Annotated in this window: 28 protein-coding genes and 1 CRISPR repeat array; of the genes, 22 read left to right on the plus strand and 6 right to left on the minus strand. The window is 46.0% G+C overall.

The annotated features are described in order from the left end of the window. Window positions 1–23 precede the first annotated feature (23 nt). Window positions 24–1,361, minus strand: a complete 1,338-nt coding sequence (locus WMO65_RS22620) for an MATE family efflux transporter (protein ID WP_103731568.1) — start codon at window positions 1,359–1,361, stop codon at window positions 24–26. A gap of 175 nt (window positions 1,362–1,536) precedes the next feature. Here WMO65_RS22620 and WMO65_RS22625 point away from each other — a divergent pair, with 175 nt between their 5' ends. After that, window positions 1,537–2,160: a hypothetical protein gene (locus WMO65_RS22625; RefSeq protein ID WP_033141328.1), complete on the plus strand. Its 624-nt coding sequence runs from the start codon at window positions 1,537–1,539 to the stop codon at window positions 2,158–2,160. A gap of 23 nt (window positions 2,161–2,183) precedes the next feature. Here the strand turns inward: WMO65_RS22625 and WMO65_RS22630 are convergent, their stop codons facing one another. After that, window positions 2,184–2,849 (minus strand): GTP pyrophosphokinase, encoded by a 666-nt coding sequence (locus WMO65_RS22630; RefSeq protein ID WP_033141350.1) that lies wholly within the window; start codon window positions 2,847–2,849, stop codon window positions 2,184–2,186. A 231-nt stretch (window positions 2,850–3,080) separates the two neighbouring features. Here WMO65_RS22630 and WMO65_RS22635 point away from each other — a divergent pair, with 231 nt between their 5' ends. Genes WMO65_RS22635 through WMO65_RS22655 form a run of 5 tightly spaced genes read left to right on the plus strand, consistent with a single transcriptional unit; the run spans window position 3,081 to window position 7,307 of the window. Next, on the plus strand, window positions 3,081–3,950 hold the full coding sequence (locus tag WMO65_RS22635; RefSeq protein ID WP_148393580.1) for a DUF5685 family protein: 870 nt from the start codon (window positions 3,081–3,083) through the stop codon (window positions 3,948–3,950). Next, window positions 3,931–4,581, plus strand: a complete 651-nt coding sequence (locus WMO65_RS22640; protein ID WP_148393581.1) for a J domain-containing protein — start codon at window positions 3,931–3,933, stop codon at window positions 4,579–4,581. The genes WMO65_RS22635 and WMO65_RS22640 overlap by 20 nt, the downstream gene beginning before the upstream one ends. Next, entirely contained in the window at window positions 4,572–5,111 is a 540-nt protein-coding gene (locus tag WMO65_RS22645; protein WP_148393582.1) for a hypothetical protein, read from the plus strand. Before WMO65_RS22640 ends, WMO65_RS22645 begins: the two co-directional genes overlap by 10 nt. Window positions 5,112–5,115: 4 nt before the next feature. Further along, the gene (locus WMO65_RS22650; RefSeq protein WP_033143906.1) at window positions 5,116–6,396 is read left to right on the plus strand and encodes an L-cysteine desulfidase family protein; all 1,281 of its coding nucleotides are present in this window, start codon (window positions 5,116–5,118) and stop codon (window positions 6,394–6,396) included. Between the two features lie 11 nt (window positions 6,397–6,407). Continuing rightward, complete coding sequence (locus tag WMO65_RS22655) at window positions 6,408–7,307, plus strand: DUF445 domain-containing protein (protein WP_033143907.1); 900 nt, start codon at window positions 6,408–6,410, stop codon at window positions 7,305–7,307. Window positions 7,308–7,362: 55 nt separating this feature from the next. Here WMO65_RS22655 and WMO65_RS22660 read toward each other — a convergent pair whose 3' ends face one another. After that, window positions 7,363–8,025, minus strand: coding sequence for a helix-turn-helix transcriptional regulator (locus tag WMO65_RS22660; protein ID WP_033143908.1), 663 nt, complete (start codon window positions 8,023–8,025; stop codon window positions 7,363–7,365). A gap of 174 nt (window positions 8,026–8,199) precedes the next feature. Here WMO65_RS22660 and WMO65_RS22665 point away from each other — a divergent pair, with 174 nt between their 5' ends. The 9 genes from WMO65_RS22665 to WMO65_RS22700 all read left to right on the plus strand — a co-directional run bounded on the left by WMO65_RS22665 (window position 8,200) and on the right by WMO65_RS22700 (window position 16,126). Continuing rightward, window positions 8,200–8,571: a RidA family protein gene (locus tag WMO65_RS22665; RefSeq protein ID WP_148393583.1), complete on the plus strand. Its 372-nt coding sequence runs from the start codon at window positions 8,200–8,202 to the stop codon at window positions 8,569–8,571. A gap of 39 nt (window positions 8,572–8,610) precedes the next feature. Then, window positions 8,611–9,576: a 1-aminocyclopropane-1-carboxylate deaminase/D-cysteine desulfhydrase gene (locus WMO65_RS22670; RefSeq protein ID WP_187370680.1), complete on the plus strand. Its 966-nt coding sequence runs from the start codon at window positions 8,611–8,613 to the stop codon at window positions 9,574–9,576. A gap of 21 nt (window positions 9,577–9,597) precedes the next feature. Further along, entirely contained in the window at window positions 9,598–11,028 is a 1,431-nt protein-coding gene (locus WMO65_RS22675; RefSeq protein WP_103732901.1) for a Na+/H+ antiporter NhaC family protein, read from the plus strand. A gap of 226 nt (window positions 11,029–11,254) precedes the next feature. Next, window positions 11,255–11,653 (plus strand): SRPBCC family protein, encoded by a 399-nt coding sequence (locus WMO65_RS22680; RefSeq protein ID WP_033143911.1) that lies wholly within the window; start codon window positions 11,255–11,257, stop codon window positions 11,651–11,653. 198 nt (window positions 11,654–11,851) lie between these two features. Further along, window positions 11,852–12,166, plus strand: a complete 315-nt coding sequence (locus WMO65_RS26600) for a GNAT family N-acetyltransferase (RefSeq protein ID WP_353964004.1) — start codon at window positions 11,852–11,854, stop codon at window positions 12,164–12,166. A 6-nt stretch (window positions 12,167–12,172) separates the two neighbouring features. Next, window positions 12,173–12,451 carry a hypothetical protein gene (locus WMO65_RS22685; RefSeq protein ID WP_256157844.1) on the plus strand — a complete coding sequence of 93 codons (279 nt, stop codon included), beginning with the start codon at window positions 12,173–12,175 and terminating at the stop codon, window positions 12,449–12,451. 25 nt (window positions 12,452–12,476) lie between these two features. After that, window positions 12,477–12,998, plus strand: a complete 522-nt coding sequence (locus WMO65_RS22690) for a hypothetical protein (RefSeq protein WP_148393586.1) — start codon at window positions 12,477–12,479, stop codon at window positions 12,996–12,998. A gap of 223 nt (window positions 12,999–13,221) precedes the next feature. Further along, a CRISPR array of direct repeats spans window positions 13,222–13,651; the repeat unit is 32 nt; unit sequence GTCTCCGGCTTCGCGCTGGAGTGGATTGAAAT. 336 nt (window positions 13,652–13,987) lie between these two features. Beyond that, window positions 13,988–15,526, plus strand: coding sequence for an AAA-like domain-containing protein (locus WMO65_RS22695; protein WP_148393587.1), 1,539 nt, complete (start codon window positions 13,988–13,990; stop codon window positions 15,524–15,526). A gap of 12 nt (window positions 15,527–15,538) precedes the next feature. After that, the gene (locus WMO65_RS22700) at window positions 15,539–16,126 is read left to right on the plus strand and encodes a GNAT family N-acetyltransferase (RefSeq protein ID WP_148393588.1); all 588 of its coding nucleotides are present in this window, start codon (window positions 15,539–15,541) and stop codon (window positions 16,124–16,126) included. Window positions 16,127–16,149: 23 nt separating this feature from the next. On the opposite strand, the gene WMO65_RS22705 is transcribed toward WMO65_RS22700, so the two are convergent. Then, window positions 16,150–17,709, minus strand: coding sequence for a PucR family transcriptional regulator (locus tag WMO65_RS22705; RefSeq protein ID WP_148393589.1), 1,560 nt, complete (start codon window positions 17,707–17,709; stop codon window positions 16,150–16,152). A gap of 322 nt (window positions 17,710–18,031) precedes the next feature. Between WMO65_RS22705 and WMO65_RS22710 the strand changes: the two genes are divergently transcribed. From WMO65_RS22710 to WMO65_RS22740, 7 genes are all read left to right on the plus strand, one after another. Next, window positions 18,032–19,030: a uroporphyrinogen decarboxylase family protein gene (locus WMO65_RS22710; protein ID WP_148393590.1), complete on the plus strand. Its 999-nt coding sequence runs from the start codon at window positions 18,032–18,034 to the stop codon at window positions 19,028–19,030. A gap of 425 nt (window positions 19,031–19,455) precedes the next feature. Continuing rightward, a complete protein-coding gene (locus tag WMO65_RS22715) occupies window positions 19,456–19,998 on the plus strand; it encodes a DUF6323 family protein (protein ID WP_148393591.1) in 543 nt (180 codons plus the stop codon). Between the two features lie 41 nt (window positions 19,999–20,039). Beyond that, window positions 20,040–20,876: a DUF6179 domain-containing protein gene (locus WMO65_RS22720; RefSeq protein WP_148393592.1), complete on the plus strand. Its 837-nt coding sequence runs from the start codon at window positions 20,040–20,042 to the stop codon at window positions 20,874–20,876. An 8-nt stretch (window positions 20,877–20,884) separates the two neighbouring features. Beyond that, complete coding sequence (locus WMO65_RS22725; RefSeq protein ID WP_148393593.1) at window positions 20,885–22,183, plus strand: hypothetical protein; 1,299 nt, start codon at window positions 20,885–20,887, stop codon at window positions 22,181–22,183. Window positions 22,184–22,215: 32 nt separating this feature from the next. Further along, window positions 22,216–22,890, plus strand: coding sequence for a PHP domain-containing protein (locus tag WMO65_RS22730; RefSeq protein WP_148393594.1), 675 nt, complete (start codon window positions 22,216–22,218; stop codon window positions 22,888–22,890). Continuing rightward, entirely contained in the window at window positions 22,887–23,441 is a 555-nt protein-coding gene (locus WMO65_RS22735) for a GNAT family N-acetyltransferase (RefSeq protein WP_033143920.1), read from the plus strand. Before WMO65_RS22730 ends, WMO65_RS22735 begins: the two co-directional genes overlap by 4 nt. Before the next feature lie 54 nt (window positions 23,442–23,495). Continuing rightward, on the plus strand, window positions 23,496–24,236 hold the full coding sequence (locus tag WMO65_RS22740; protein WP_148393595.1) for a DNA alkylation repair protein: 741 nt from the start codon (window positions 23,496–23,498) through the stop codon (window positions 24,234–24,236). On the opposite strand, the gene WMO65_RS22745 is transcribed toward WMO65_RS22740, so the two are convergent. Next, entirely contained in the window at window positions 24,233–24,367 is a 135-nt protein-coding gene (locus WMO65_RS22745; RefSeq protein ID WP_255611251.1) for a hypothetical protein, read from the minus strand. The genes WMO65_RS22740 and WMO65_RS22745 overlap by 4 nt on opposite strands. Before the next feature lie 67 nt (window positions 24,368–24,434). Further along, window positions 24,435–24,953, minus strand: coding sequence for a GNAT family N-acetyltransferase (locus tag WMO65_RS22750; protein WP_033143922.1), 519 nt, complete (start codon window positions 24,951–24,953; stop codon window positions 24,435–24,437). Window positions 24,954–24,966 lie beyond the last annotated feature (13 nt).

Below are 24,966 nucleotides of genomic sequence, written 5' to 3' on the forward strand. Positions count from 1 at the left end.
CTCCTTGAATCGCTTTATGATTATTATATGCGCTGCCTCTGATTTTGTGCCCTGCACAGACGGCGGAATTTGAAAATCAGGGGCAGGATCATCAGGCACCAGATGATTGGCTCTGCAATGATGATCCCCATATACTGCAGAATGGGGGTCAGAAACAGGGCAATGAGCACCTTGCCTGCAAGCTCAATGAAGCTGGATATGACAGGGGTGATATGGTCCCCGATGGCCTGCAGGGCGTTTCTTAAGATATTGATTCCGCAGGCTACAAAGTACAGCAGAGAATTTATACGCAGATATTTGGATGCGTTCTCTATGACCGCCGGACTGCTGCTTCCTGTGACCAGATGGATCAGGAAGGGGGCGGCTGTGTAGCTTAAGAGGATGATGATAAAGGTCCATCCCCATGTGATGAACAGTGCCTGCCGGATACCGATCTTCACCCGGTCAAACTTTCCGGCGCCGAAGTTCTGTCCGCAGAAGGTAGCCATGGTCACGCCCATGACGGAGATGGGCAGGAAATAAAACTCGCAGATTTTTCTGGCAGCGGTATGGGCCACAATGATCTCCGTGCCGAAGGTGTTGATGGCACACTGAAGAGCCAGGGTACCGAAAAATACCAGGGACATCATAAGAGCCATGGACATGCCGGAGGAGTAAAGGACTTTAACCATGGTTCGGCTCAGCCTGAAGTCCCCGGGCTTCAGCCGGAAAATGGGATAGCGCCTCCACATGTACACAAAACTCAGCACAACGGATACGCTCTGGGCCAGGACCGTTGCCAGGGCAGCGCCTCTCACCCCCATATGAAACTGCAGGATAAATAAAAGGTCAAGCCCCACATTCAGAAGGGCAGCACAGACCAGGAACAGAAGCGGCGCTACGGTATCCCCCACTGCCCGCATGATCCCGGCCAGGGCGTTGTAGAGCATGGTGATGAGCATACCCATCAAAATGATTTTTATGTACCCGGATGCCTCTGAGAGGAGCTGGTCTGGGACCTGCAGCAGGGACAAGAAGCCATTGAGCCCCAAAAGGGACACCACAGTCAGTACCACTGTGGTCAGAAATCCCAGTAGAAAGGTTCCCGCAGCCGCTTTTCTCAGCCGCTCTTTCTTGTCAGCCCCGAAGCTCTGGGAGACAATGATGGAAAAGCCGTTGGTCAGGCCCTGCAGAAAGCCGATGAGCAGTGTGCTGATGGCTGTTGTGGCACCGACAGCGGCCAGGGAGGATTCCCCCAGTGTGCTTCCCACGATTCTGGTGTCAGCCAGACTGTAAAAAAGCTGGAACAGATTGCCCAGGCACACAGGCAGGGCAAAGGAGAGCATAAGCTTGGTTGGGTTCCCCTGAGTCAGATTCTTCATATTTTTAATCTCCAGTGATCGTATTTCTAAAAATCCTTTACCATAATATCACAAGTTGTGAAAATAGCAATAACAATTCTAAAATCTCCATAAAGTCTCGAAAAACCTCTTCCTTTCTCAATTTAGAAGTGATAAAATCTAAATCAGCATAAAAAAAGGACGGATGAGTGAATCAATGAAGAAACCACAGATGAAAGACGAAACAAGAAAAAAAGTTGACAACTTCTGGTACTATTATAAGTTCCACGTACTGATCGGAGCATTTCTGCTCTTTATGGTCATTGTGTTTATCAAGGATATGCTTGGGAAAGTGGATTATGATTACAATATTGCCTTTGTCACGGACTACATGATCGCGGATGAGGACAGCCAGGCGCTGCAGGGGTATTTTGAAGCTAATGCAGAGGATTTGAACGGAGACGGGGAAGTCCACGTACAGATCCAGAACTATGTGCTCCCTCCGGATGATGCCCAGGGATATGATCCCCAGATGCTGGCGGCAGGCCAGACGAAAATGACAGTGGATATGCAGGAAGGAACCAGCATGATATTCTTTATCAGCCAGCAGAATTTTGAAAAGTTCAAGGACGCCGGTGTTTTCCCGGAAAAACTGGAGGACTTTGCCAAGGTGGAAGACTGTGCCGCCTATGAAGAGATTGGCAGGCCTGCCTCTGTCAAGGATCTGTATGTCGCCATGCGCAGCCTGGAAGGGACTAAGATGGAGAAGGACGAAGAGATGACAACCTATTATGATGCCTGCGAGACACTCCTTGATCAGTTTGTCTCCGGCCAAAAATAAGAAAAAGATGATTGAGGAACCTGTCAGTTCAGTTCCCCAATCATCTTTTTAATATTCTGCATCTGGTTGTCCACAGCCGTGATGGTGTGGGCGCATTCCAGAAGCTCCATACTGATGAGTTCGTGGTCTTTATTGCTTCCCAGTTCTTTTTTGTAGCGGAGCTGGTGTTCCAGGCTTGCCCAGAAATCCATACCTATGGTCCGGATCTGCACCTCAGCCCGCATGGGTGTCTTACCCTCAGCGAAGAAAACGGGAATCTCCACGATCATGTGATAGCTTCTGTAGCCGTTGGACTTGGGATTCAGGATGTAATCCTTGATGCGGAGGATTTTGATATCGTCCTGTTCCGCCAGAAGATTGGCAACTGTGTAGATATCGTCTATAAAGGAGCAGATAACGCGGATTCCGGCCACATCGTTTAACTGTTCCCGGATATTGGTCTCCGTAAATTCGTAACCCAGTTTCTGCAGCTTGCTGTAGATGCTCATGGGCTTTTTGATCCTGGTCTTGATGGAGGAGATGGGATTTCGGTTGTATTTTACGGAGAATTCATCATCCAGCACTTCCAGTTTGGTCTGAATCTCCCGTATGGCACAGCGGTACATCATCATGAGAGAGTTGTAGTAATCTGTATTTTTTATAAAGCGCTCAGGAAAGCGCACGTCAAAGTCCTGTGGAGCGATGTTCATATCCTCTGTTTTTTTCTGCAAAAATATGCCTTCTTTCATGTTTTTTTTCAGTATATCGGAAAAATAAGGTTACGTCAATGTGGGGATGGTATTTTGCAGAAACTTATAGTATAATAATATAGACTATGTCAAGAAGTAAGAACCTGCAGCAGGCAAGATGCTGCTGTTCACAGAACTGCGCTTTTTGCAGGGCTGTGAATAGTAACGGCAGGAGAAAGGCAGCTAAATCATATGTTTGGATATGTGACGGTGGATAAACCGGAGCTGAAAGTAAAAGAATTTTATCAGTACAAGGCATATTACTGCGGTCTTTGCCGGACCTTGAATGAGAAATACGGATTTCGGGGGAGAATGACACTCACCTATGATATGACATTTCTGGTGGTACTCCTTACTTCTCTTTATGAGAGCGAGACCAGGGAAATCAGCTCCAGGTGCCCGGTGCACCCTGTGAAGAAAATTCCTATGCTCCAAAATGAGATCACACAGTATGGTGCCGGGATGAATATTCTGCTCTCTTTTTATCATTTTGCCGATGACTGGCAGGATGACAAGAGCATGAAAGGACTGACAGGCATTCATTTGTTTAAGAAACAGGCCAGAAAAATCAGTCAGGAGTACCCAAGACAGAGCAGGGCGATTAGGATGAAGCTTCGTAAGCTCTCGGAGTATGAGAAGAAGCAGGAGACAGACCTGGATCTGGTGGCTGGCTGTTTCGGGGAACTGATGGCTGAGATCTTTGTGATTCGGGAGGATGTCTGGGAAGAGTATTTGAGAAAATTCGGTTTTTATCTGGGAAAATTCATTTATATTATGGATGCCTATGATGACCTGGAAAAGGATATGGAGAAGGGCAGCTACAATCCGCTGAAACCCCTCTATGAATCTTATCGGGAGGACAGGGAAGGCTACGAGAAGGAAGTATACAATATTCTTCTCATGATGATGGCTGAGGCCAGCGGTGCCTTTGAGAAGCTTCCCTGTATTAAGGAGTCTGAACTGCTTCGGAATATCATCTATTCAGGAGTATGGTCAAAATATAATAAATTAAAAAAAGAAAGACAGGAGATAAAAGAGAACCATGATCAACAATCCTTATGAAGTGCTGGGCGTATCACAAAACGCCAGCAATGACGAAATCAAGAGAGCATACAGGGACCTGAGCAGAAAATACCATCCCGATTCTTATGTGGACAATCCGCTGGCAGGTCTGGCAGAGGAAAAATTCAAGGAAGTACAGGAGGCCTACGACCAGATCATGCGCGAGAGGGACGGCGGCTACCAGAGCGGCTACGGCAGCAATGCAGGGAACAGCTACAGTTCAGGTTACGGCCAGCAGAATTACGCGTCCTCCGAGGACAATGTACAGCTTCAGGCAGCAGCCAATTACCTGAACGCCCGCCAGTACCAGCAGGCGCTTAATGTGCTGTCCCGTATACAGAACAGAAGTGCACAGTGGTATTATCTCAGTGCAGTAGCCAATATGGGAATGGGTAACAATGTAAATGCCCTGAATCTGGCAAGGCAGGCATCCAGCATGGAACCGGGCAATCCGGAGTATTCCAACCTGGTGAACCGTCTGCAGTGGAACAGCCAGCGCTACCAGGGCGGCGGCAGTCCTTACGCCAACAACGGCGGTTCCTCCTGTGGTACAGGAAACTTCTGCTGTGATCTGTGGTGCGCCGACAGTTTGTGTGAGTGTATGGGAGGAGATCTTTGTCCATGCCTGTAAATGGAAAGAAAATGGCCGTATCCGGCCTTCTGATGGCTTTGTCAGTGGTTATGATCGTACTCAGCGGTATTCTGGACTTTAATACTTTGTTTTTTCTGGCGGCAGCCGCCTTCTGTGTGGGTATCATTGTGAGAGAATATGAGCTGAAGACAGGAATCATCTTTTTCGGGGGAACCCTGCTTCTGGGATTTCTTCTGGCGCCTCAGAAGCTCTACTGTATTACCTTTGCCATGATGGGGGTCTATGTGCTTTTGATAGAGGGCCTGTGGCGTTTTCTGGGAAAACACCAGAATATGAAAAATCCTAAGCTGGTTTTTGCGGCAGGAAAGGTTGTGATCTTCAATATCATGTACCTGCCTGCGCTTTTTCTGTTTCCGAAGCTTCTCTTTGCAGGTGAGGTTTCCGGAAAGCTGATGCTTGTCTTTGTACTGGGAGGCCAGATTGCCCTGTATCTGTTTGACAAGGCATATGATTACTTTTTGATCCGCATGTGGGGGAATTTACGCGGAAAATTATTTGGGAGAGGTTAAAAAAATGCTGACAAATGAAATAATAGAAGATTATATTAAAATCCTGGAATCCGAGCTGGTTCCGGCCATGGGGTGTACAGAGCCCATCGCGCTTGCCTACGGCGGCGCCAGGGCAAGAGAAGTTCTGGGCCAAATGCCCGAAAAAGTTATTGCAAAGTGCAGCGGCAATATCATCAAAAATGTACGCTGTGTCACCATACCGAATTCAAAGGGGCTGGTAGGTATTGAGGCCGGCGTGCTTCTGGGTATTGCGGGAGGTAATGCACAGAAACAGATGGAAGTCCTGGAGGATGTTGCGGACGAGGATATTGAGAAGGCAAAGGATATGCTGAAAAAAGGGGTATGTAAGGTGGAATTCCTGGACAGTTCCAGTGTACTCCATATTATTCTGGAGCTTTACACCGAAGAACACAGCGCCGTGGTGGAGATCCGTGACGGACATACCAACATCACCAGCATTCGGAAAGACGGGAAAGAGCTGCTCGAGGGTGCCGCTTTAGTTGAGCACGATGACACAGACGAGAGAAAAGTCATCCTGAATATGGAAAACATCAAAGAATTTGCCGACACGGTGGAACTTTCCAAAGTGCAGCATTTGATAGAGAGACAGATCACCTGCAATATGGCGATCGCCAATGAGGGAATGAAAGGCGGATACGGCCTGGGTCTTGGAAAGCTTTTGGTGGAGTCTTATCCTGACACTACCTTAAATCAAATGAAGGCATATGCCGCGGCAGGCTCTGAGGCCAGAATGGGAGGATGCGATCTTCCGGTCATCATCAATTCCGGCTCCGGCAACCAGGGAATCGCCTCCTCTGTTCCTGTGGTGGTCTATGCCAGGATCAAGCAGGTGGACCAGGAGACACTTTACCGTTCCTTAGTATTTTCCAACCTTCTGACCATATACCAGAAGACATATATCGGCAAGCTGTCCGCCTTCTGCGGCGCGGTCTCCGCCTCCTGTGCCAGTGGTGCGGCTCTCACCTATATGGTGGGCGGAACCCTGGACCAGATCAAAATGACCGTGGAGAACACGCTGGCAAATATACCGGGTATTATCTGCGACGGAGCGAAAATCTCCTGCGCAGCCAAGATCGCCACCAGCCTGGATGCAGCCATTATGGCCCATAACCTGGCAATGAAGAACAAAGTCTATGCCCCCTATACGGGTATTCTGCAGGAGGATACGCCTGAGACCATCAGTTGTGTGGGATACATAGGCAAGGAAGGCATGAAGCAGACAGACAAAGAGATACTGAAAATTATGATAGAACATAACGAATAGAAGGGATACAAATGAACTTTTTACGTTTACTTGCCGGGCCGCTCATCGGGGCGGTCATCGGCTACTGTACAAACTATATTGCAGTGAAAATGTTGTTTCGTCCCCTGTATCCGGTGAAGATCGGAAACTGGACCCTGCCCTTTACGCCGGGCATCATTCCGAGAGGAAAAAGCAGGCTGGCAAAGGCTCTGGGAAGCGCGGTGGGCGACCATCTGATCACAAAGCAGGATCTGGAGGACATGCTGCTGTCCGATGGTGTGAAGAATACCATTGTGGGCCGTATCAGCGAGGGTATCCAGAAGGTGCAGAAAAGCGATGACACAGTAGAGGGATTCCTGCAGCACTATGTGGAGCAGGACGACTATGAGGCCATGCGGGAGAAGCTGGAAAATTTTATCACAGAACGCATCACAGAGGGGCTTAATAAGCTGGATGTGGGCTCCATCATTGCGGAGGAGGGTGCCAAAGAAGTGAAGCAGAAATTCCAGGGCTCCATGGTGTCCATGTTCCTTACAGATGATCTGATCAACTCCATTGCAGAACCCATCGGCAGAAAGGTGGGGGATTACATCCGTGAGAACGGCCATGACAAGATCCATCCGGTTGTGGTAGGAGAGATCGCGGCTGTGGAAAGCCGTAAAGTCAGTGAGATTGTGGAATCCATCCCTCTGGGCGAGGAGAGAATCCGTGGCCTGGTGGAGAGCATCTATGTAAAATTTGTAGGTGACAAAGCAGGAGAGCTGGCGGAACAGTTCCAGATCGCCAAAGTAGTAGAGGAGAAGGTAAACGGTATGGATGTGCTGGAAGTGGAGAACATTCTCATGTCTATTATGAAGAAAGAGCTGAATGCTGTCATCAATCTGGGAGCATTGATCGGGTTTGTCATTGGGCTGCTGAATCTGCTGCTGTAGAGATGGCAGCCTGAGAATAGTGTGCCGGACAGAGATCATTTCTGTCCGGCGCTTTTTAATTGCTGTTTTCTTTTTCCAGATTCCGCAGATGAAGGTAGACGGTGTTTTTAGAGATGCCAAGGCTTTCCGCCGCCTTAATGACTGCGTCCTTCATATTAAAGATACCTTTTTCGTACAGGAGATGAATGATCTCCTTATTTTTATTGGTGGTGGAGATCAGAGGATTGGCGTATACTTTGTTTTTGGCCTCGTCCAGTGCAGAGGTGATCAGGTCGTCCACATTGTCGCTGAAGGTCTCTGTCACACCGGGGACAATGCTGTTTGCAGGGGTGAAGCTTGCCAGGATGCTGGCGAAGGACACCTCTGTGTGAAAATTGATGCAGAGAAGGCCGATGATGCGCTTCTTTTCCCCCAGGATAGGGATGGTAGCGGATTTTAATGTGTTTCCGTTTTTCTTATTAAAATAACACAGGGCCGCGGGCTCCTTTTTCTGACGGATATTATCCAGCATTTTTAAAGCAAGGTCCGTGATGGGGGCGCCCTCCACGCGTCCGGTATAGTGGCCGTTGATGATCTTGATGACGGAGTGCTCCAGATTCTCCAGACTGTGAAGAATCAGTTCATATCCATCGCCTAAATATTCTGCAAGTCCGTCCAGGACTGTCTTATATGATTCCAAAATAGCTTTGTCTGTTTCTGTCAGGGTAAGGTAATTCATGGTAAAATCCTCCTTTCACCCATTATAACTTTTTTACAGGGGAAACGCAACCTGGACTGAAAAATATTTCAGTCAAAATGGTAAAAGAATGAAAAAATAACTATTGACTAAAAAATAGTTTAGTGATATACTCTTTAATATGATAAAACGACAGAGGAATGGGGGACTGAAATTATGGAAATCATCAGTACAGAAAAAGCACCGGCCGCAATCGGCCCATACTCACAGGGAATGAAGACCAATGAACTTTTATTCACTTCAGGTCAGATACCCATTGACCCGGCTACCGGCCAGGTAGTGGAGGCGGAGATCACCGTTCAGGCAAAGCAGTCTATTGAAAATGTAGGTGCCGTGCTTGCAGCAGGCGGAAGCAGTTTTGAAAAAGTAATCAAGACGACTTGTTTTCTTGCGGACATGAAGGATTTTGCGGCATTTAATGAAGTTTACGCAAAATACTTTACCACCAATCCGGCGCGCTCCTGTGTTGCGGTTAAGACGCTGCCAAAGGGTGTGCTCTGTGAAGTCGAGGTGATCGCCGAGCGTTAGAAAGGGGGGAATGGAAGCATGCATTTGCTGGAGACTTTTTTGGAGAAGACAGAACGCGTACCGCTGATGCCCGCTCCCACGCCGCTTCACCGTCTGCACAGGCTGGAAGAGCAGTGGGGCTGTCCAAAGATCTATATCAAACGTGATGATATGACAGGCATAGGCCCCGGCGGCAACAAGATCAGAAGCCTGGAATACATACTGGGAGAGGCAGTAAAAGAGGGCAGTAAAGTGATTCTGGCTGCAGGACCTGCCCAGTCAAACCTGTGTACCCTGACAGCTGCAGCCTGCGCGAAAGTGGGACTGGACTGTGAACTGGTCCACAATGGCACCGAGCCGGAGAAGAAGCAAGGAAATCTGCTGCTGAATCAGATTCTCGGGGTGAGATCCCATTTTCTTGGGGACGTGGATTCTGACGCACGCAATGCCTTTGTGGAGGAGCTTTTTGAAAAATACCGCAGAGAGGGGAGAAATCCCTATGTAGTGAGAAACGGGGCTACCACGGGAAGAGGCGCTTTGGGCTATACGGCAGCCGTACCGGAGCTTATGAAACAGTGCGAGGCACAGGGAATCACCGGCATGACAATCTTCGCACCGGGTGGTAACGGCGGTGTGGCAGCAGGGCTGGTGTATGGAAATGCAGTTATGGGAAATCCCTTCCGGATCGTGATTGTGAGTGTGGAGGATGACAGGGAAAACCTGAAGAAACACATTGCGGACACTGTGCGGGAAGTGGAGGCTATAACCGGAATCCCTTCAGGGAAGTCCGTGGAAGAACTCTGCAGTATTGAGGACGGTTTCCGGGGCCGGGGCTGGGGCGTAAATACCAGCGAAAGTGCCCGGGAGATTTTTGAATTTGCCAGGGCAGAGGGTATTTTCATTGAAAATATCTACAACAGTAAAGTTCTGGTCGGCATGAGGGACTGGTTGGAAAAGGGGAAAGCAAAGGGGCCTGTCTGTTACCTGCATACAGGAGGGTTTGGCTCTTTGTTTGCCCAGTATTGACACAAAAGAGGAGGGAATACTATGGATTATGGATTTTTGACATTAATTCCGCCGATCATTGCCATTGCATTTGCCATTGCGTTTCGTAAGGTGGCGCTTGCTCTTTTGATCGGTATTTTTTCCGGAGAACTGATTCTGTGCGGATGGAATCCCATCACCGCTGTAAATGAGCTGGTGAACCAGATTCTAAATGTATGTGCAGATACCGGAAATCTGAAAACGTTTTTGTTTACCACGCTGATGGGCGCATTTGTAATACTGGTGCGTGTGTCAGGCGGCGTCAATGGCTTTGTGACGTATCTGACTGAGCAGGGGAATAAAGTGAGAAGTAAAAAGATGGCTATGATGATCGCCTATATTATCGGTGTCATTATTTTCATTGACGGCCTTTTAAGTATCATGTTCACCGGCGTTGTGACAAGACCGCTGATCGACAAATATAAAGTTTCCAGAGAAAAGCTGGCTTATATCTGTGACTCCACGTCAGCGCCCATCAATGCCATTATTCCGCTGAACTCCTGGGGTGCCATGCTCATGGGACTGATCGGGGCGGAGATCACTGCCGGCGTTATCGCCGGAGACCCTATGAATCTTCTGATCCGGAGTCTTCCGTTCCAGTTCTACAGTATCGTGTCTCTCGTTATGGTATTGTTCTACATACTGAGCGGAAAAGACTGGGGCCCTATGAAGAAAGCTGAGGAGCGTGTGCAGAAGACAGGCAAGCTGTACGATGACGGAGTGGTTCCTCTGTTAAACGACAGTGAAGGATTTGATGAGCTGGTAGAGCCGGGCAAGGAGAACAAGTGGAACATGATGCTTCCGCTTATCGTGCTGATTGGCGGTACCTTCATCGGCCTGCTGGTCACAGGAAAAGGAAATATCACAGAGGGTGACGGAACCACATCCATCCTCTATGCAGTTACCATTACACTGCTTGTTATGGGTATGCTCTACACAAGACAGAAGATCATGACCGGAAAACAGTTTGGGGATTATGTGCTGAAAGGTGTCAGCAATATGCTCACACTTGTCATCCTGCTGGTTCTGGCATTTGCCATCGGCGGTGTGATCAAGACACTGGGTACCGGTACCTTCCTTGCCAGCCTGATCGGAGGAAAAGTCAGCGGAGCCTTCGGACCTGCTATCATTTTCCTGTTGGGTGCAGTTATGGCATTCAGTACAGGTACAAGCTGGGGAACGTTCTCCATCATGATGCCTATTGCCATTCCAATGGCAGTTGCCATGGATTCCAATATTCTGCTGGCAATCGGAGCAGTTGTTTCAGGAGGTATTTTCGGAGACCACTGTTCTCCTATATCAGATACCACCATTCTGTCCTCCATGTCGGTGGGCACGGACTTGTTCTCGCATGTGAAGACGCAGCTTCCCTACGCACTGGTGACGGCGGCGATTGCCACGGTGCTGTATGTGGTATGCGGCCTGGTAATGTGATATTGTATGAAATAATGCGGCGTCTGCCTTCCCGAAGATGGGGGGCAGGCGCTTTTTCTTTTGTTATACTTAGAAAAATCTGTTAACTTTTTGGCGGCTGCGCTCAGGAGCGGGAGTCCGAAAACCGGACTCTTTCTTCTTTTTGTTTGATGCAGGAAAGGGTTTTCGGTTTGACAAGAAAGAGGGTACAGGGTAGACTGGTAGAAAAGGAAAAATGGAGGCAGTTATGGCGAAAGCAAATATGAAGATCCAACTGTCCGCCAGCGCGGAACAGGTCTGGAAGGTGATCACGGATAATAAGAATTACGGCTGGCGCAGCGATTTGGACAGGATAGAAGAGATGGGGGATGGGAAGACCTTTGTGGAGTACACAAAGAGCGGGTTTCCCACTACCTTTACGATCACAAAAAAGGTACCGTTTTGCCGGTATGAATTTGACATGGAGAATGAAAACATGAAGGGCCACTGGACAGGCCTGCTCCGTGAAAGCAGAAATGGCACGGAGATAGATTTTACTGAGGATGTGGAGCTGAAGAAACCGTTTATGAAGTTTGCAGCGGGGATGTATCTGAAGAGGCAGCAGAAAAAGTATGCGGAAGATTTGAAAAAAGAGCTGGGAGTATAGAGATGACAGAAGTGTCCCCTGCTTTACGGGCAGTCCATCTATTACATACCGGTTGCAAAACATAGCAGTAGAGTAGAGTTTCTGCCGGAGTACACTTACAGGGGGCTGGAAGGGGAGAATCTTGGGGAGCTTCAGGGAACAGAGGGATTTGACAATTCCCTGTTGTTTGATGAGAAGGGAAGAACAAATACATATATAGTGTTTTATGCGGAAATACATGGAGAGATTGCAGGGCTTGCCGGGGCCTCCATAGAATCCGGAAGGGTTTGGGAGATCGGCGTGGATGTAAAGGAAAGGTATCGGAAGGGTGGACTGGCATCAGTGTTGGTGAATCATCTGATGCATGATATTCTGGAGAGGGATATTCTGCCTATTTACTGCGCCGCTTCCTCAAATGCAGCATCCCAGGCAACAGCATCCCGGGCGGGATTGAAGCCTTGTTGGATCAGTACATATAAAATATGCTGGATGGGAGTTCGGGGTATGATGAGTTGGCGCGGAGGCTGTACCTAAAATAGGGTGTTTTTCCTGACCTGGGATGTAGGGCATTCCCATGTGGATTCCAAAGAGTATGAGAGCTTTATTTTGGAGCATGAGAAGAAATTGGTACATTTTCATATGCATGATGCGGCCGGAAATAAGATTCATCTGGCTTTGGGGACAGGAGAAATTGACCTGAAAGAGAAATTTGAGATTGCCGGCAAAAGAAACTGCAGATGTGTGCTGGAGACAAAGACTGTTCAGGCACTCAGGGAGTCTGTGGCATGGCTGCAGGAAAATGGTATAATGGACAGGTAAATGAGCGGAAGGGGGATTGGCAGCAATGGTTCAGGAAAAATATTCAGATATTATCAAAGAACAGACAAACAGGGCATTGTGGGAAGTGGAAAATGTAATTGCCTGCATTCCGGATGCGATGTGGGAAAAGGAATACTGCGGAATGCCTTTGTGGAAACATGTGTACCATATGCTGCACTCTCTGGATTTGTGGTTTATAAATCCAGATGACCCGGGGTATGTAAAACCGTGGTTTCATGAGAAAGATTTGAATAATCTGGATGTGGTTATGAATAAATTGCTTTCCCGTGAGACTTTGGAGGCGTATTTTCTGGAGATTGAGAAGAAAATTAAGAATTATACGGAAAATCTGGAGGATGATATGCTGCTTTTGAAACCGGAAGGATGTAAGTATACGAGATTTACACTTATACTGGCACAGCACAGGCATCTGCATACGCATATGGGAATGATTATGGGCGTTATAACAGCAGAGACAGGCCTTTGGCCCAGAGTTCTGGGACTGGAAGGTAAATTCCCGGATGGGGAATATGAGAAATATTTTTGAGGCGAAGATGCTTTTCTGGAATATTTGGATTAGGTGTGTTATAATGATATAGTGCTTTGGTGGTGCGAAACGTAAGTGGACATTAATTTCTTAGGGGATTCGCACTGGAAAAAGCGCATTGTGATAGGGGGATTGGTGGAGGAATGGGGTGGAGAATATAAAATATTGGTTGATTTGTATAAGGAAATGTGTAGAATATAGATGAAAATTGGTAATAATTGCTGTCTCCGGCTTCGCGCTGGAGTGGATTGAAATATTTAAGTTGTCCTCCATTTTGTCTTGTTATAGTGTCTCCGGCTTCGCGCTGGAGTGGATTGAAATACAGGAGGATCTTCTGATGTTAAAGAGAAAAATGGTCTCCGGCTTCGCGCTGGAGTGGATTGAAATTCGTCATAACTACTTACCTCCTAATTATTTTTCTAGTCTCCGGCTTCGCGCTGGAGTGGATTGAAATATTCCAAGCCAACTGATTGAATATGAATATCTTGAAGTCTCCGGCTTCGCGCTGGAGTGGATTGAAATAAGCTGGCATGTAGCCTGCAGGCAAAGGGATTGTGTCTCCGGCTTCGCGCTGGAGTGGATTGAAATATGCAACATCTGCTTCTACTCTTGGACAATTAAGTCTCCGGCTTCGAGCCGAAGCAGATAGAAATGCTTGTAGGAATACAACCACAGTTTTGGGTATTGTCTTTAGCTTCACACCAAAGACAGTCACAATAGTATTAACACTAAATACACCGGACAAAATTCGTACCTTGAAATTAACGTCCACTTAAATTAGAATCAAGACATGATCACCTACCATTTATTCAACATTTTATATTTACGTTTAATAAAGACATAAAGATAATAATCAGCACTGCAAATTCAAATTTTTATCACATTTATGCATAAAAATCATCTTGCAAATGATTCCCCAACAATAATACATCCCAGGAGGTTTACAGCGTTATAACGTGACCGGAATCTGTATACCAGAGAAACATTATATGGTAGACATATCACAAAAAGTAAAACAAATTGTAGAAGAATACATTGAACCAGGGTATTATTTTGCAATTAACAGAGGCAGGCAATACGGGAAAACCACAACGCTGTATCAGTTAGAAAAATATTTGCAGGATCAGTACATGATTATCAGTATCAGTTTTGAAGGCGCAGATGATTTATTTGATTCCAGAGAAAATTTTGTAAGAGGATTTGCGCAGCTGGTCACCAAAGAATTGGAAAATGAAAGTTTAGATGCTAATGTAATTGAACAATGGAATCATTATGAAGAAGATGAGCTGACTTTTCAGAACCTCGGCGATAAGATAAGCAGGTTATGTACGGATTCAGATAAGGAAATCATCCTTTTGATTGACGAAGTTGACAAAAGCTCAAGCAATCAGATATTTCTTTCTTTTCTCAGTTTACTTCGAGACAAATACCTGGACAGAGAAAAGGGAAAAGAGAATTTTTTTCATAACGTGATTCTTACGGGTGTTTACGATATAAAAAATTTAAAATTGAAGATCAGGCCGGATGCAGAGCATAGATATAACAGTCCATGGAATATTGCAGAAAGTTTTGATGTAGATATGTCCTTTTCGCCGAAAGAAATAGCTACAATGCTGGAAGAGTATGAGGCAGATTATAAATACGGAATGGATATAGACAAATTAAGTAATGAAATATATGCCTATACGTCCGGATATCCATACCTTGTATCACAAATCTGCAAATTGCTGGATGAATCAGTCTGGAAAAATAAAGATTTTGGTGACAGAGCCTCTGTGTGGTGCCCGGAAGGAGTAAGAGCTGCTGTTAAATATATGCTGATGAGCCGGAGTACACTATTTGATGATATTAACAAAAATCTTGACTTGTATCCTGACTTAAATGAGATGCTCTATCATATACTTCTGGGCGGAAAATCGTACCCGTTTTCGCTTGCGGATAATACAATTCAAATAGGCACAATGTTTGGATATTTGAAAGAAGAAGACTATAAAGTAGCCATAACAAACCGTATATTTGAAACGTATCTGTATGATTTATTTTATCTCAATGAAACAAAGAACAGCAGGCTGGCAGATGCTGCGGCAGTTGAAAGAAACCAGTTTATTTCAGGACACTATTTGGATATGGATAAAGTTTTGGAACGATTTCAGGCTCATTATACTTCTTATTATGGAGAAAAAGATTGGGAATTCCTGGAGGAAGATGGCAGATTTCTGTTTCTTACATTTTTAAAACCAATCATTAACGGTACAGGACATTATTATGTGGAAGCCAGAACACGCGACCAGCGGCGGACAGATATCATTGTAGATTACCATGGAAAACAATATATCATTGAACTGAAAATATGGCATGGTGAAGAATACCAGGCAAAAGGTCGAAAGCAGCTCTGTGATTATCTGGACAGCTATGAGCAAAATAAAGGATGGCTGGTCAGTTTCTGTTTTAATAAAGCAAAGGAAAAGAAGACCGGAATTAAAAAAATCAACGAAGCCGGAAAGATAATCACCGAAGTGGTCATATAGGAGGAATATGCATTGATATACTTAGAAACAGAACGCCTCATTTTACGGGATTATACAAAGGATGATGCAGAAGAGTACAGCAGACTTATGGCAGACGATGAGGTGATGTATTATCTTCAGGATATCCAGCACCATTCCAGGGAGGAATCGGAGGAGTATTTTGCGGATATTCTGCAGGATATCCGGGGGAAAGACAGGTGCAGATATTTTCTGCACATGCAGAAAAAGGATACAAAAGAACAGATCGGCAGTATCGGATATACGGTCATGGATACAACACCTGTGGGAAAGCTGGTGCACCTGGGGTATTTTACATATCCGAAATTCTGGGGCTGCGGTTATATGACAGAAGCGCTGGAAAAGGTTATGGACTTTGCTTTTTCAAAGGGCGGCGTATACCGCATCACCACCGGATGCCTCAAGGAAAACAGAGGCTCCGAGCGTGTTATGCAGAAATGCGGCATGATCAGGGAGGCAGAACATGTGGACTACGAATGGCATGACGGTAAAATGAAAACACGTATGGAATACCGCATGCTGAAAAGCGATTGGGAGAGTATCCCTTGCCGCGCAAAGCGTGCCTGCCGCAGGCATGAATGACGGAATGTGCTTTGGGGTATGCCTTAAGATTCCACAGGGGTCAGCCCCAGCAGGTCTACAAATGTATAGGACATCATAATAAACAGCCTGACATTGGCATTATCCAGATTAGTATGGATGATGCCGTTTATTTTTTTCAGTCTCTGGTACAGGGTGTTCCTGTGGATATAGAGTTTCTGCGCGGTCAGAACCGCATTTCCTCCGCAGTCCAGATAAGCCCTCAATGTTTCCAGAAGATTTGTGTTATTCTTAGAATCATATATATAAAGCTGCACTACACCGGGATGGCACAGATGTCTTCCGTCGATCCGGCTGGTGCCGTAGTGCATAAAATAGTGCAGCACATAGTCCTCAAAATCATAGCACCACTCATGAGGACTATATTTTTCTCCCATCTCAAGAGCTCCTAGAGCCTGTTTATAATAGCTGGAAAAAGTGCTGAAATCAAAGAAAATATAACTGATGCCGGCGTGAAATAATCCTTCCCTCAGGAAAATAGAGAGCATATGGACAGCATCCGTCTTGGTCAGGCGGGCCTGGTCCAGATTGATAACAGTGAGAAGATTGTCTTCAAAATAAAAGGCAAAGCTTTCAGGTATCTGTTTTTCAATATTTCCGCAGATGTTATTGTAGATAGAATTGATCTTGTCGAAACGGTTAGTCTGAAAGGTAACCAGCAGGTAGTTGTCCCCGTTTTTCCAATTCATAGCCAGCAGATAGCGGTCTATCACGGCCTGTTCAATCTGCGTGTCGTACAGAAGCTCTTTCAGAAAATCCTCAAACCGCAGAGAATGTCCGGAGCTTAAATGATTTCTTCCCAGGGCAAGCCGCAGAATACCGGAAAAGTACAGGGCAAGCTGCCGGTGTACCCGGGTGAGAGGGCAGTTTGTCTCCATAACAGCCAGGGTCAAAGGGGAGCCGCTTCCCTTCACAGGGGCAAAAAGCGTATTGTATGCAAAATATTCCTCCGATACAAAACAAATATCAGAGGATTCAGAAGCTCTGCGGTATTCCGGAGAAGTCTTGATGGCATTGACTGTATCAATGGAGAGCATTTTGGAATCCGACCATTTGTCACACACCAGCTCCAGTTTCTCCAGGCGGGAATCCGCTTCCCCTAAAATGCAGTAATTTTTATCGAAAAGAATGAGAGGGTTTCCGAAGAGGGCCTCACCGATTTTCAGTATTTCCTGCAGAGGGGCGTTTTTCATGACGGCAGAACTGAGCCGCGTGTCAATCGCCTGGTATTTTAGGAAAACGGAATTAAGCGCATTGAACATGTCACTGAATGTGCACTGTGCATCCCCCCGGTCCAGTATCAGAATATCCGCGTCCGCAGTATCCGGAAAAAGCCCGGCTGTATTTCCCATAACAGCCAGTGTGATGCCAAAAGGGCAGCTAAAAGAATCCGAAATACTGTCTGCATCCACGGCATAACAGATTTCCGGCGACAGGGAGGATTGGGAATGGTACAGGCCGACACCCTGCAGGTTTGGCGCTGTAGTATCTGATTTTTTCCTGCCTGCCCGCCTGGGGGAGAAGGCAGATAATTCTTCTGCGATGATATCCAGATTTATTTTCATAAGAATATACTCCTTTGTCAAAATATTATAATTTATGCCTCTATTTGTCAAGAAAAAGTATGGGCAGAGTGCCTATAAGGAGTGGAAAAACAGATACAGTCTGTACATTTTCTGAAAACATAGATTGTTATACAATAGAACTATAAAAGTAACTGTTCAGTCAGGTCTGCGCATTTACTGCGCTGACCGTGCATAAGAGTAGTGGCAGCAGGTATTCGCCCCATCGCGAAGCGATTTTTAATGGGCGAATACCCGTAACGATTCAGCTGGCTGAATAGTTACCTATAAAAAGTTTTCGGAAGACAAAGGAGGAAACGATCATATGAATCTGCGGGAAAACGCTATGGCGATTTATAACAGGGAACAACCGGATTTTTACGGGGATTTGATGGATGCCATCGTACTTGTGCCGGACCCTGTGCTCATGGGAGACATGTGCCCTCAGGATGGGCTGGAGCACAAGGATTCCTGGGGAACGGTCTATGTTTATAAGCCGGGTGCCCCCGGCCCTCATCCAAGGGTGAACAGTGAAAATGCTGTCATTAAGGATATTGAAAAATGGGAGGAGCAGCTCACCGTACCGGATCTGGATCATCTGGACTGGACGCTGGTGAAAGAGGAAGCGGCTAAAGTGGACCGCAGGGAAAAATTTGTGGGATTCATGTGCGCCGGAGGCCTTTTTGAGCGCTCTCACCATCTGATGGGAATGGAGGAGGCCCTGGTAAATTATCTGGAGTATCCGGATGAGATGGCAGCACTGCTCCGGGTGATTGCTGATTATAAAATAAAGTATATCAAGATGGTGGCAGAACAGATCCACCCTGACATAATCTTTTATCACGATGACTGGGGTTCCAAGCAAAATGTTTTTCTTCCGCCAAGGGTATGGCGCCAAATCATAAAACCTCTGCAGAAAGAGATCGCGGATACCATACATGCCTGCGGTATGATTTATATGCACCATGCGGACTGCATCTGCCAGCCCATTGTCACAGATATGGTGGAAATCGGCGTGGATATCTGGCAGGGTACGATCGCGCAGAATGATATTGTGGAAATCCAGAGAGTGACAGAGGGAAAGCTTGCTATGGTCGGAGGCATTGACGGCCCGAAAGTAGATATTGAGAATATCACGGAGGAGGAGATCAGGGCAGAGGTCAGAAGAGCGATTGATACCTATTGCCCGGGCGGAAGATTTTATCCATCCATACCAAACGGCATCTGTTTCAGGGAGTGGAATAACAGCATTGTCATGGATGAACTGCACTCCTACGGAAGAAAATATGCGCAGGAGCATCCGGTTGGAAAATATCCTGGCTGATCAGTCCGGCAGTATCCCGTAAGATACCGCGCATCAATATGGCGGAAGCGTGAAAGGCAAAAGAATAGAATACAGAAATGAAAAAAGGAAGCAGATTTTTATTTTCTGCTTCCTTTTGCACTATTATATTACCACAAAACAGGGTTTTTTTCAAGGCTTGTAATGGACTTTCTGCGACTGTATAATGAGCGTTACCATTCATATCCACTGTCCTGCCAAGTGTTTTTTGCCCAAAGTATGCAGAGACCGCGGCGGCCGGTGAGATATGGAACAGAATGTTCTGTGTCTGTGTATCGCGAAGCGCACTGCCGGGCACAGAGTGAGTAGTAATAAATGAGCAGCTATAGAAACCGGCCGGTAACTGTCTGGCCGGCTTAATAGTTCCGCCGGTTAAATGTTTTCAGGAAAGGACAGGTAGATAAGTCATGGAAAAACAGATTTTTGAACTGCTTACAGAAAAGAGGCAGAAGGATGAACTGGCTTTGCTGGACGCGTACAATCAGAAGACGGAAAAATTCGGGCTTACACTTACGGAGCAGGAGGCAAAAGAATTGATCGTAAGGCGAAATGAAAGTCTGAAAAAGTACGGCAGAGTTGAGTTCGGCAGGGGGATTTTAGACAAGATCGTCTATAACTTCTGCGATTCCCAATATGTCAGCCAAGATAATTATCTCGCTGTTCTCACCAGACTGCAGGACATCTTTTATCATTTTAAGAACGAGTCTCAGGATAAAATGACAGATGATGAGCTTTTGAATTTTATGAGGCAGCAGTTTGAATCTGTGTGCTTCGGGGACCTGGATTATCTGGAAGATACGTGCCTGGAACGCTTTGCAAAGGCTGTCAGAGAAGGCTATCAGGGGTTTACGGAAAGCGGTGGATTCGACGAATATGAATCACTCAGTGAGGAAAAAAGATGGGATGACGAACTCTATCAGTCTGTCCTGAGGGAGCTTTTCTGGGAGTAAAAAGAGGGTGTTATCTGTGATTGGGAAAGGGGAAAAAGCAAATGGAATACCAATTGGAAGAATTACTGCCGCTGACAGCACGGCTTGCGGAGAAATACACCTCCAAGGAGAGCAGTTCTGTGACGTATGAGACAGCGCAGATGCTGATGGAGGCAGTGCTCTATTGTGTGAGGGAATGCCGGGATACCTCAGAATATACATTAGTGTCCGAACATACAGTGAAAGCGGAAGATGCATATAGAATCGGCTATGACAGGGTAGTAGAAAAGACCCGCAAGGCAAAAGAAATCTACGATAAACTGATTAAAGATTTCTGTGATTACGGCTGCAGCAACTACAGGGAGACGATACTCAAAGGAATGCCTGCATTTTTTATTGCCTATGATGCCAGATTCAGGCCGCAGGACCATTTGCTCACACTGGACTATCCGACAGTGAATATTCACAGGGAAATGTGCGGAATCGATGTCATCTATCAGTATTTATGTGATATAGTAGTGGAGAAGGATTTTCTGGAATGCTTTCCGCAGCAGGCTGTGAGGCAGCTTCTGGAGCGTGTTCAGAGCGGGAATAGTACTGGATATATGGGGAATCTCAGTGAATTGGTGCTCGTCACAGCATTTGGCTGCATGATAACGGACAGGCAGCTTTCACAGCTTCGGCTCTTTAGTCAGGATATAGAGGCAGCAGAACAATATTTCCGGGGGGATGATCTGCAGAGGACAGAAGGAAAGCTGAGAATGCTGCTTCGGGTTCTTGCTGAAAAATCCGGCAGACAAATATGGGTTTCTTATTTTGACAGCCTGTGCCATGAATATGCTGTCAGGATTCAAAACGGTATAGAATACGGAAACCTGGAAACTGTATTTTTCGGATAGGAGACAATATGGAACGTAAGATAAAATATGCGCTTCCCTGGATCATTTATCTGGGGAGTCTGTTGGGATTCGTACTTGCCAGGTTTATCCTGCGGGGGATTGGGGTTGAGTTCAGATTGTGGGTGCAGGCCCTGTTCTGGGCGCTGGTTTTCCTTTTTCCGGCCCTGCTTATCGGATATTACCTGACCAGAATAAAGTATAAGGTGCTGGCTGTTGTACTGACAGTTATTTATGCTGTTTTGGCAGTGATTGTGTTTATAGGAGGCTTTGTTTATTTCCTGTTGACATCGCCCTCGGAGCATGATATCGGCCTGGGTATAATCTGCGTGGCAGAGCAGTCAGGTGGTTATACAACAGGCTATACCTATTGGGATAAGATATCTTTCTTCGGAAGAAGGCAGTTTGAATGGGACGAGGAGAGAGATATCAGGCTTCTGGAGGACAAATACGGAATGAAATTTGCGGAGAATTCCGGCGCGTATGTGACGGAAGAATATCCGCAGATCGCGGTACATATTTTAGGCTATCCCACCGTTTCCGGCAGCGGGCTTTCTGATGATTTTATAGAAAATATTGCGTGTGATTATTTTAAAAAGACTTATGAGGCGGAGGCGTTTCAGACAGAGTGGAGTGAAACAAAGGAGAACGGGACCGAAGGATACCATTTTATTGTGAAAAATGAATCGGAGATGAAGCAGGCGTCAAAAGAAGCTGCCGCTATGATTTCCGATGCCATGGAAGATTCCATATTTAAGAAATTTACCGGCGTTCTGCAGGTACAGATTGAGGTAAAAGAGAATAAAAGAATATGCAGTCTGTATTTCGGGGGTGAATCGGAATCTTCGGATCTGGAAAAGCGCGGTGATTATTATGCGGATGCCGAAAATACAGAGAAAACGCTGGCACAGACATACAATGAACTGCTGCAGTCCCTGGAAGAGAGTGAAAGGATAGAGCAGATCACAGAAGACACGGAGGATGAAAATAAAAAATATTTTGACCGTATGGAGCGTTCCTATGACCTTCTGTATGAGAAAAAACTGTCAGAGCAGTATACAACATCAGAAAAAACGTACAATGCAAAAGGAAACTTTTACGCTATTTTGGGAGGCGATACTGCTGAGTACGAAAATGAGGCGGACAGGCCATACGAAGTGACGGTAGTGTATGACAGAGTTTCAGATGACGGGAAGTCTCTTCTGTTTGTGATGTATAAAAAGTATCATGAAAAATCGGATACAGCTACAGGGTATTCTGTTGATCTGGATGCGGAGAAGGTGAAGGAGTATGATGTTCCGTGGTTTTGATCATGATATTATACTGAAAAGGAGAACGATAAATGAAACTGGAAATGCACACCCACACAGCAGAAGGAAGCCCCTGCGCCCGGATTTTGGCAAGGGAAGTGGTAAAGGCGTACAGCCAGACGGATTATGACGGTATAGTTATAACGAATCATTTTGACAATGACCTTTTAAAAGATTTTGGAAATACGGACCGTGAGCGTATGGAGCGTTACCTTCTGGGATATGACACAGCATATGAAGCAGGCAGAGAGTGCGGACTAACGGTGATACTGGGAATTGAAATCCGGCTGGAGCCTTATGCAGAGGATTTCCTTATCTATGGGGCGGACAGAGAATTTTTGTTTGCCCATCCCAATCTGTGCTTTCTCACCCAGCAGGAATTGTATGAATTATGCCATGAAAATGGAGCACTTTTGTATCAGGCACACCCGTTCCGTCCACCATGCAGACCGCAAAATCCTGCGTATCTGGACGGAGTGGAATTTAACCAACGACCGAATGGAAGTAATCATAATGAACTACTGGAGAAATGGATCTGTGACTATCCTGATTTGAAATGGGTGTCCGGCAGTGATTTCCATGTTATGGACAATCTGGGATTTGGGGGCATTATACTGGAACAGCAGGTGAAGGATTCCGGAGAACTTGCAAATTATCTGAAACACCACAAACCACATCTGATCATAGAAGGGAAAGAAAGTTCATGAATAGAAAGAATATCTACATAAGAATGGCAGTACCGGAGGATGCCGGAACACTGCTTAAAATTTACGAGCCATATGTAAAAAATACCTGTATCACATTTGAATATCAGGTACCTTCTGTAGAGGAATTTACACAGAGGATCCGGGAAACCCTGAAAAGATATCCATACCTTATAGCAGAGCAGAATGGCGAAATCCTGGGCTATGCCTATGCATCACCTTTTAAGGGAAGGCCGGCTTATGACTGGGCTGTGGAGACAACGGTATATCTTAAGGTAAATGTAAGAGGAAATGGAATAGGCCGGCAGCTCTATACTGCTCTGGAGGATATTCTCAGAAGACAGAATATAACAAATGCCAATGCCTGCATTACATATCCGAATCCCGAGAGTATAGGATTCCATGAAAAAATGGGTTATAGGACAGTGGGACATTTTACGAAATGCGGATATAAGGGCGGACACTGGCTTGATGTGGTGTGGATGGAAAAATTCCTGCAGGAACATTCAGATAAACCGGGGGCGGTGATCCCGGTGGGGGAACTGCAGTTGTGAAAATCTCAGACAAAAACCTGTCGAAAAACTACATATCAAAGGGGGAACAAAAGCATGACAAGTGATGAAATCCTGTCAGAATTAAGAACAATGAGTTCAGAAAAATACAAAGCCAACGTGGTGAAACTGGGCATACCGGAGGCGTGCAGCATAGGCGTATCCACTGCGGATGTGAGAAAACTTGCAAAAAAGGCGGGCAAAGACAATGCTCTGGCTCATGAATTGTGGAACACAGGTTACCATGAGGCGAGGCTGCTTGCCGTATTGGTAATTGACAAAAAGAAGTTTACACTGCAGGAGGGAGAGGCATTCATGCATGATGTCATCTCCTGGGATTTGTGCGACCATCTGTGCAAGAATCTGCTGATCAAGCTGAAAGGATACGAGGATCTCATTGAAAAATGGTGCGACGCGGAGGCAGTATACGTCAAACGTGCCGCCTATACCCTTATGGCATCCGCTGCCATCCATGAAAAGAATCCGGAAAACGAAACACTGGACCATTACCTTTCCCTCATCCGCACATACTCGGATGATGAGAGAGAGCATGTGAAAAAATCCGTATCCTGGGCATTGAGAGAAATCGGAAAAAGAGATTTTGATTACCAGGAAAAAGCAGTGCTGCTGGCCCATGAGCTGATAGAAAACGGAGACAAGGCCCAGAAATGGATAGGAAAAGATGCCCTGAAAGAATTGGAAAAGCTGGTCAAAGTGGAGGGGCGCAGCCGTCTGATCGCTTCCGATTCAAAGATGGGGAAGGAAAACGCAGCGCCTCTTCCGGCACAGCAGCTTTAGTCGTCTGCTTTAGACTGATAAGCGATAAGTACAATATCCTTATCCGTCTCTTTATTTAATCTGTTCTGAAGCTCATTGATTTCAGAGACACAGTCCTCTGAAATAGAAGCTACCTGATAATCATTTTCCATTTGTGATCACCTCCATGCATATAGTTTGCGGAGAATGTGATAAATTATAACAAATGCGGAATGAAATTTACAATATTTTTTGAAGCACATGCCTTGGCAGGCCGCCGTATAGGCGGGTGGTCTTTACAATCTCATAGCCACTATTCAACATATTGTTCAGACTGAAACGATTGTCAGGATGTACGGTTGCCAGAAGCCGGTTCCTCAAAACAGGGGAGCCGGCAAGAACCTCCTCAGCTTTATGAAGCATACGGGACTGAAGGCGGTTTCCCTGATATGCCGGATGCACCACCGCCATATCCATATGAACGGTTTTCTCTAGTTCTTCTTTCGTATAGCCAAGTAAATGACCGAGGTTTTCCTCTGCAAGCCCCGGGAATTTTATAAGAAAGAATCCTGCCAGGGAAGACTGGGAGATAGGTTCTGCGACAATGGTAAAGCCGCATGTCTCAATGTGTTTTTTCATATATTCTTCACAGTCGGAGCAGAACCACTCCGGGTGTTCCATGGCCTTCTGAGCCTCAGCCATCACCTGCATAATGGCAGGAATATCACGGTAATCTGCTTTTCTTATTTGAAACTCCATTTCATTTTCCTTT

The organism is Blautia caccae (genome assembly GCF_040095955.1).
Lineage (GTDB): Bacteria > Bacillota > Clostridia > Lachnospirales > Lachnospiraceae > Blautia > Blautia celeris.

Excerpts from the sequence above, each read along its gene's own strand:
- WMO65_RS22680 (WP_033143911.1), top strand. The coding sequence starts at position 11,255 with ATGGCGAAAGCAAATATGAAGATCCAACTGTCCGCCAGCGCGGAACAG.
- WMO65_RS22705 (WP_148393589.1), bottom strand. The coding sequence starts at position 17,709 with ATGAAAATAAATCTGGATATCATCGCAGAAGAATTATCTGCCTTCTCC.
- WMO65_RS22675 (WP_103732901.1), top strand. The coding sequence starts at position 9,598 with ATGGATTATGGATTTTTGACATTAATTCCGCCGATCATTGCCATTGCA.
- WMO65_RS22650 (WP_033143906.1), top strand. The coding sequence starts at position 5,116 with ATGCTGACAAATGAAATAATAGAAGATTATATTAAAATCCTGGAATCC.
- WMO65_RS22720 (WP_148393592.1), top strand. The coding sequence starts at position 20,040 with ATGGAATACCAATTGGAAGAATTACTGCCGCTGACAGCACGGCTTGCG.
- WMO65_RS22635 (WP_148393580.1), top strand. The coding sequence starts at position 3,081 with ATGTTTGGATATGTGACGGTGGATAAACCGGAGCTGAAAGTAAAAGAA.
- WMO65_RS22740 (WP_148393595.1), top strand. The coding sequence starts at position 23,496 with ATGACAAGTGATGAAATCCTGTCAGAATTAAGAACAATGAGTTCAGAA.
- WMO65_RS22655 (WP_033143907.1), top strand. The coding sequence starts at position 6,408 with ATGAACTTTTTACGTTTACTTGCCGGGCCGCTCATCGGGGCGGTCATC.
- WMO65_RS22640 (WP_148393581.1), top strand. The coding sequence starts at position 3,931 with ATGATCAACAATCCTTATGAAGTGCTGGGCGTATCACAAAACGCCAGC.
- WMO65_RS22750 (WP_033143922.1), bottom strand. The coding sequence starts at position 24,953 with ATGGAGTTTCAAATAAGAAAAGCAGATTACCGTGATATTCCTGCCATT.
- WMO65_RS22620 (WP_103731568.1), bottom strand. The coding sequence starts at position 1,361 with ATGAAGAATCTGACTCAGGGGAACCCAACCAAGCTTATGCTCTCCTTT.
- WMO65_RS22735 (WP_033143920.1), top strand. The coding sequence starts at position 22,887 with ATGAATAGAAAGAATATCTACATAAGAATGGCAGTACCGGAGGATGCC.
- WMO65_RS22745 (WP_255611251.1), bottom strand. The coding sequence starts at position 24,367 with ATGGAAAATGATTATCAGGTAGCTTCTATTTCAGAGGACTGTGTCTCT.
- WMO65_RS22665 (WP_148393583.1), top strand. The coding sequence starts at position 8,200 with ATGGAAATCATCAGTACAGAAAAAGCACCGGCCGCAATCGGCCCATAC.
- WMO65_RS22660 (WP_033143908.1), bottom strand. The coding sequence starts at position 8,025 with ATGAATTACCTTACCCTGACAGAAACAGACAAAGCTATTTTGGAATCA.
- WMO65_RS22690 (WP_148393586.1), top strand. The coding sequence starts at position 12,477 with ATGGTTCAGGAAAAATATTCAGATATTATCAAAGAACAGACAAACAGG.
- WMO65_RS22645 (WP_148393582.1), top strand. The coding sequence starts at position 4,572 with ATGCCTGTAAATGGAAAGAAAATGGCCGTATCCGGCCTTCTGATGGCT.
- WMO65_RS22725 (WP_148393593.1), top strand. The coding sequence starts at position 20,885 with ATGGAACGTAAGATAAAATATGCGCTTCCCTGGATCATTTATCTGGGG.
- WMO65_RS22715 (WP_148393591.1), top strand. The coding sequence starts at position 19,456 with ATGGAAAAACAGATTTTTGAACTGCTTACAGAAAAGAGGCAGAAGGAT.
- WMO65_RS22625 (WP_033141328.1), top strand. The coding sequence starts at position 1,537 with ATGAAGAAACCACAGATGAAAGACGAAACAAGAAAAAAAGTTGACAAC.
- WMO65_RS22710 (WP_148393590.1), top strand. The coding sequence starts at position 18,032 with ATGAATCTGCGGGAAAACGCTATGGCGATTTATAACAGGGAACAACCG.
- WMO65_RS22630 (WP_033141350.1), bottom strand. The coding sequence starts at position 2,849 with ATGAACATCGCTCCACAGGACTTTGACGTGCGCTTTCCTGAGCGCTTT.
- WMO65_RS22695 (WP_148393587.1), top strand. The coding sequence starts at position 13,988 with ATGGTAGACATATCACAAAAAGTAAAACAAATTGTAGAAGAATACATT.
- WMO65_RS22730 (WP_148393594.1), top strand. The coding sequence starts at position 22,216 with ATGAAACTGGAAATGCACACCCACACAGCAGAAGGAAGCCCCTGCGCC.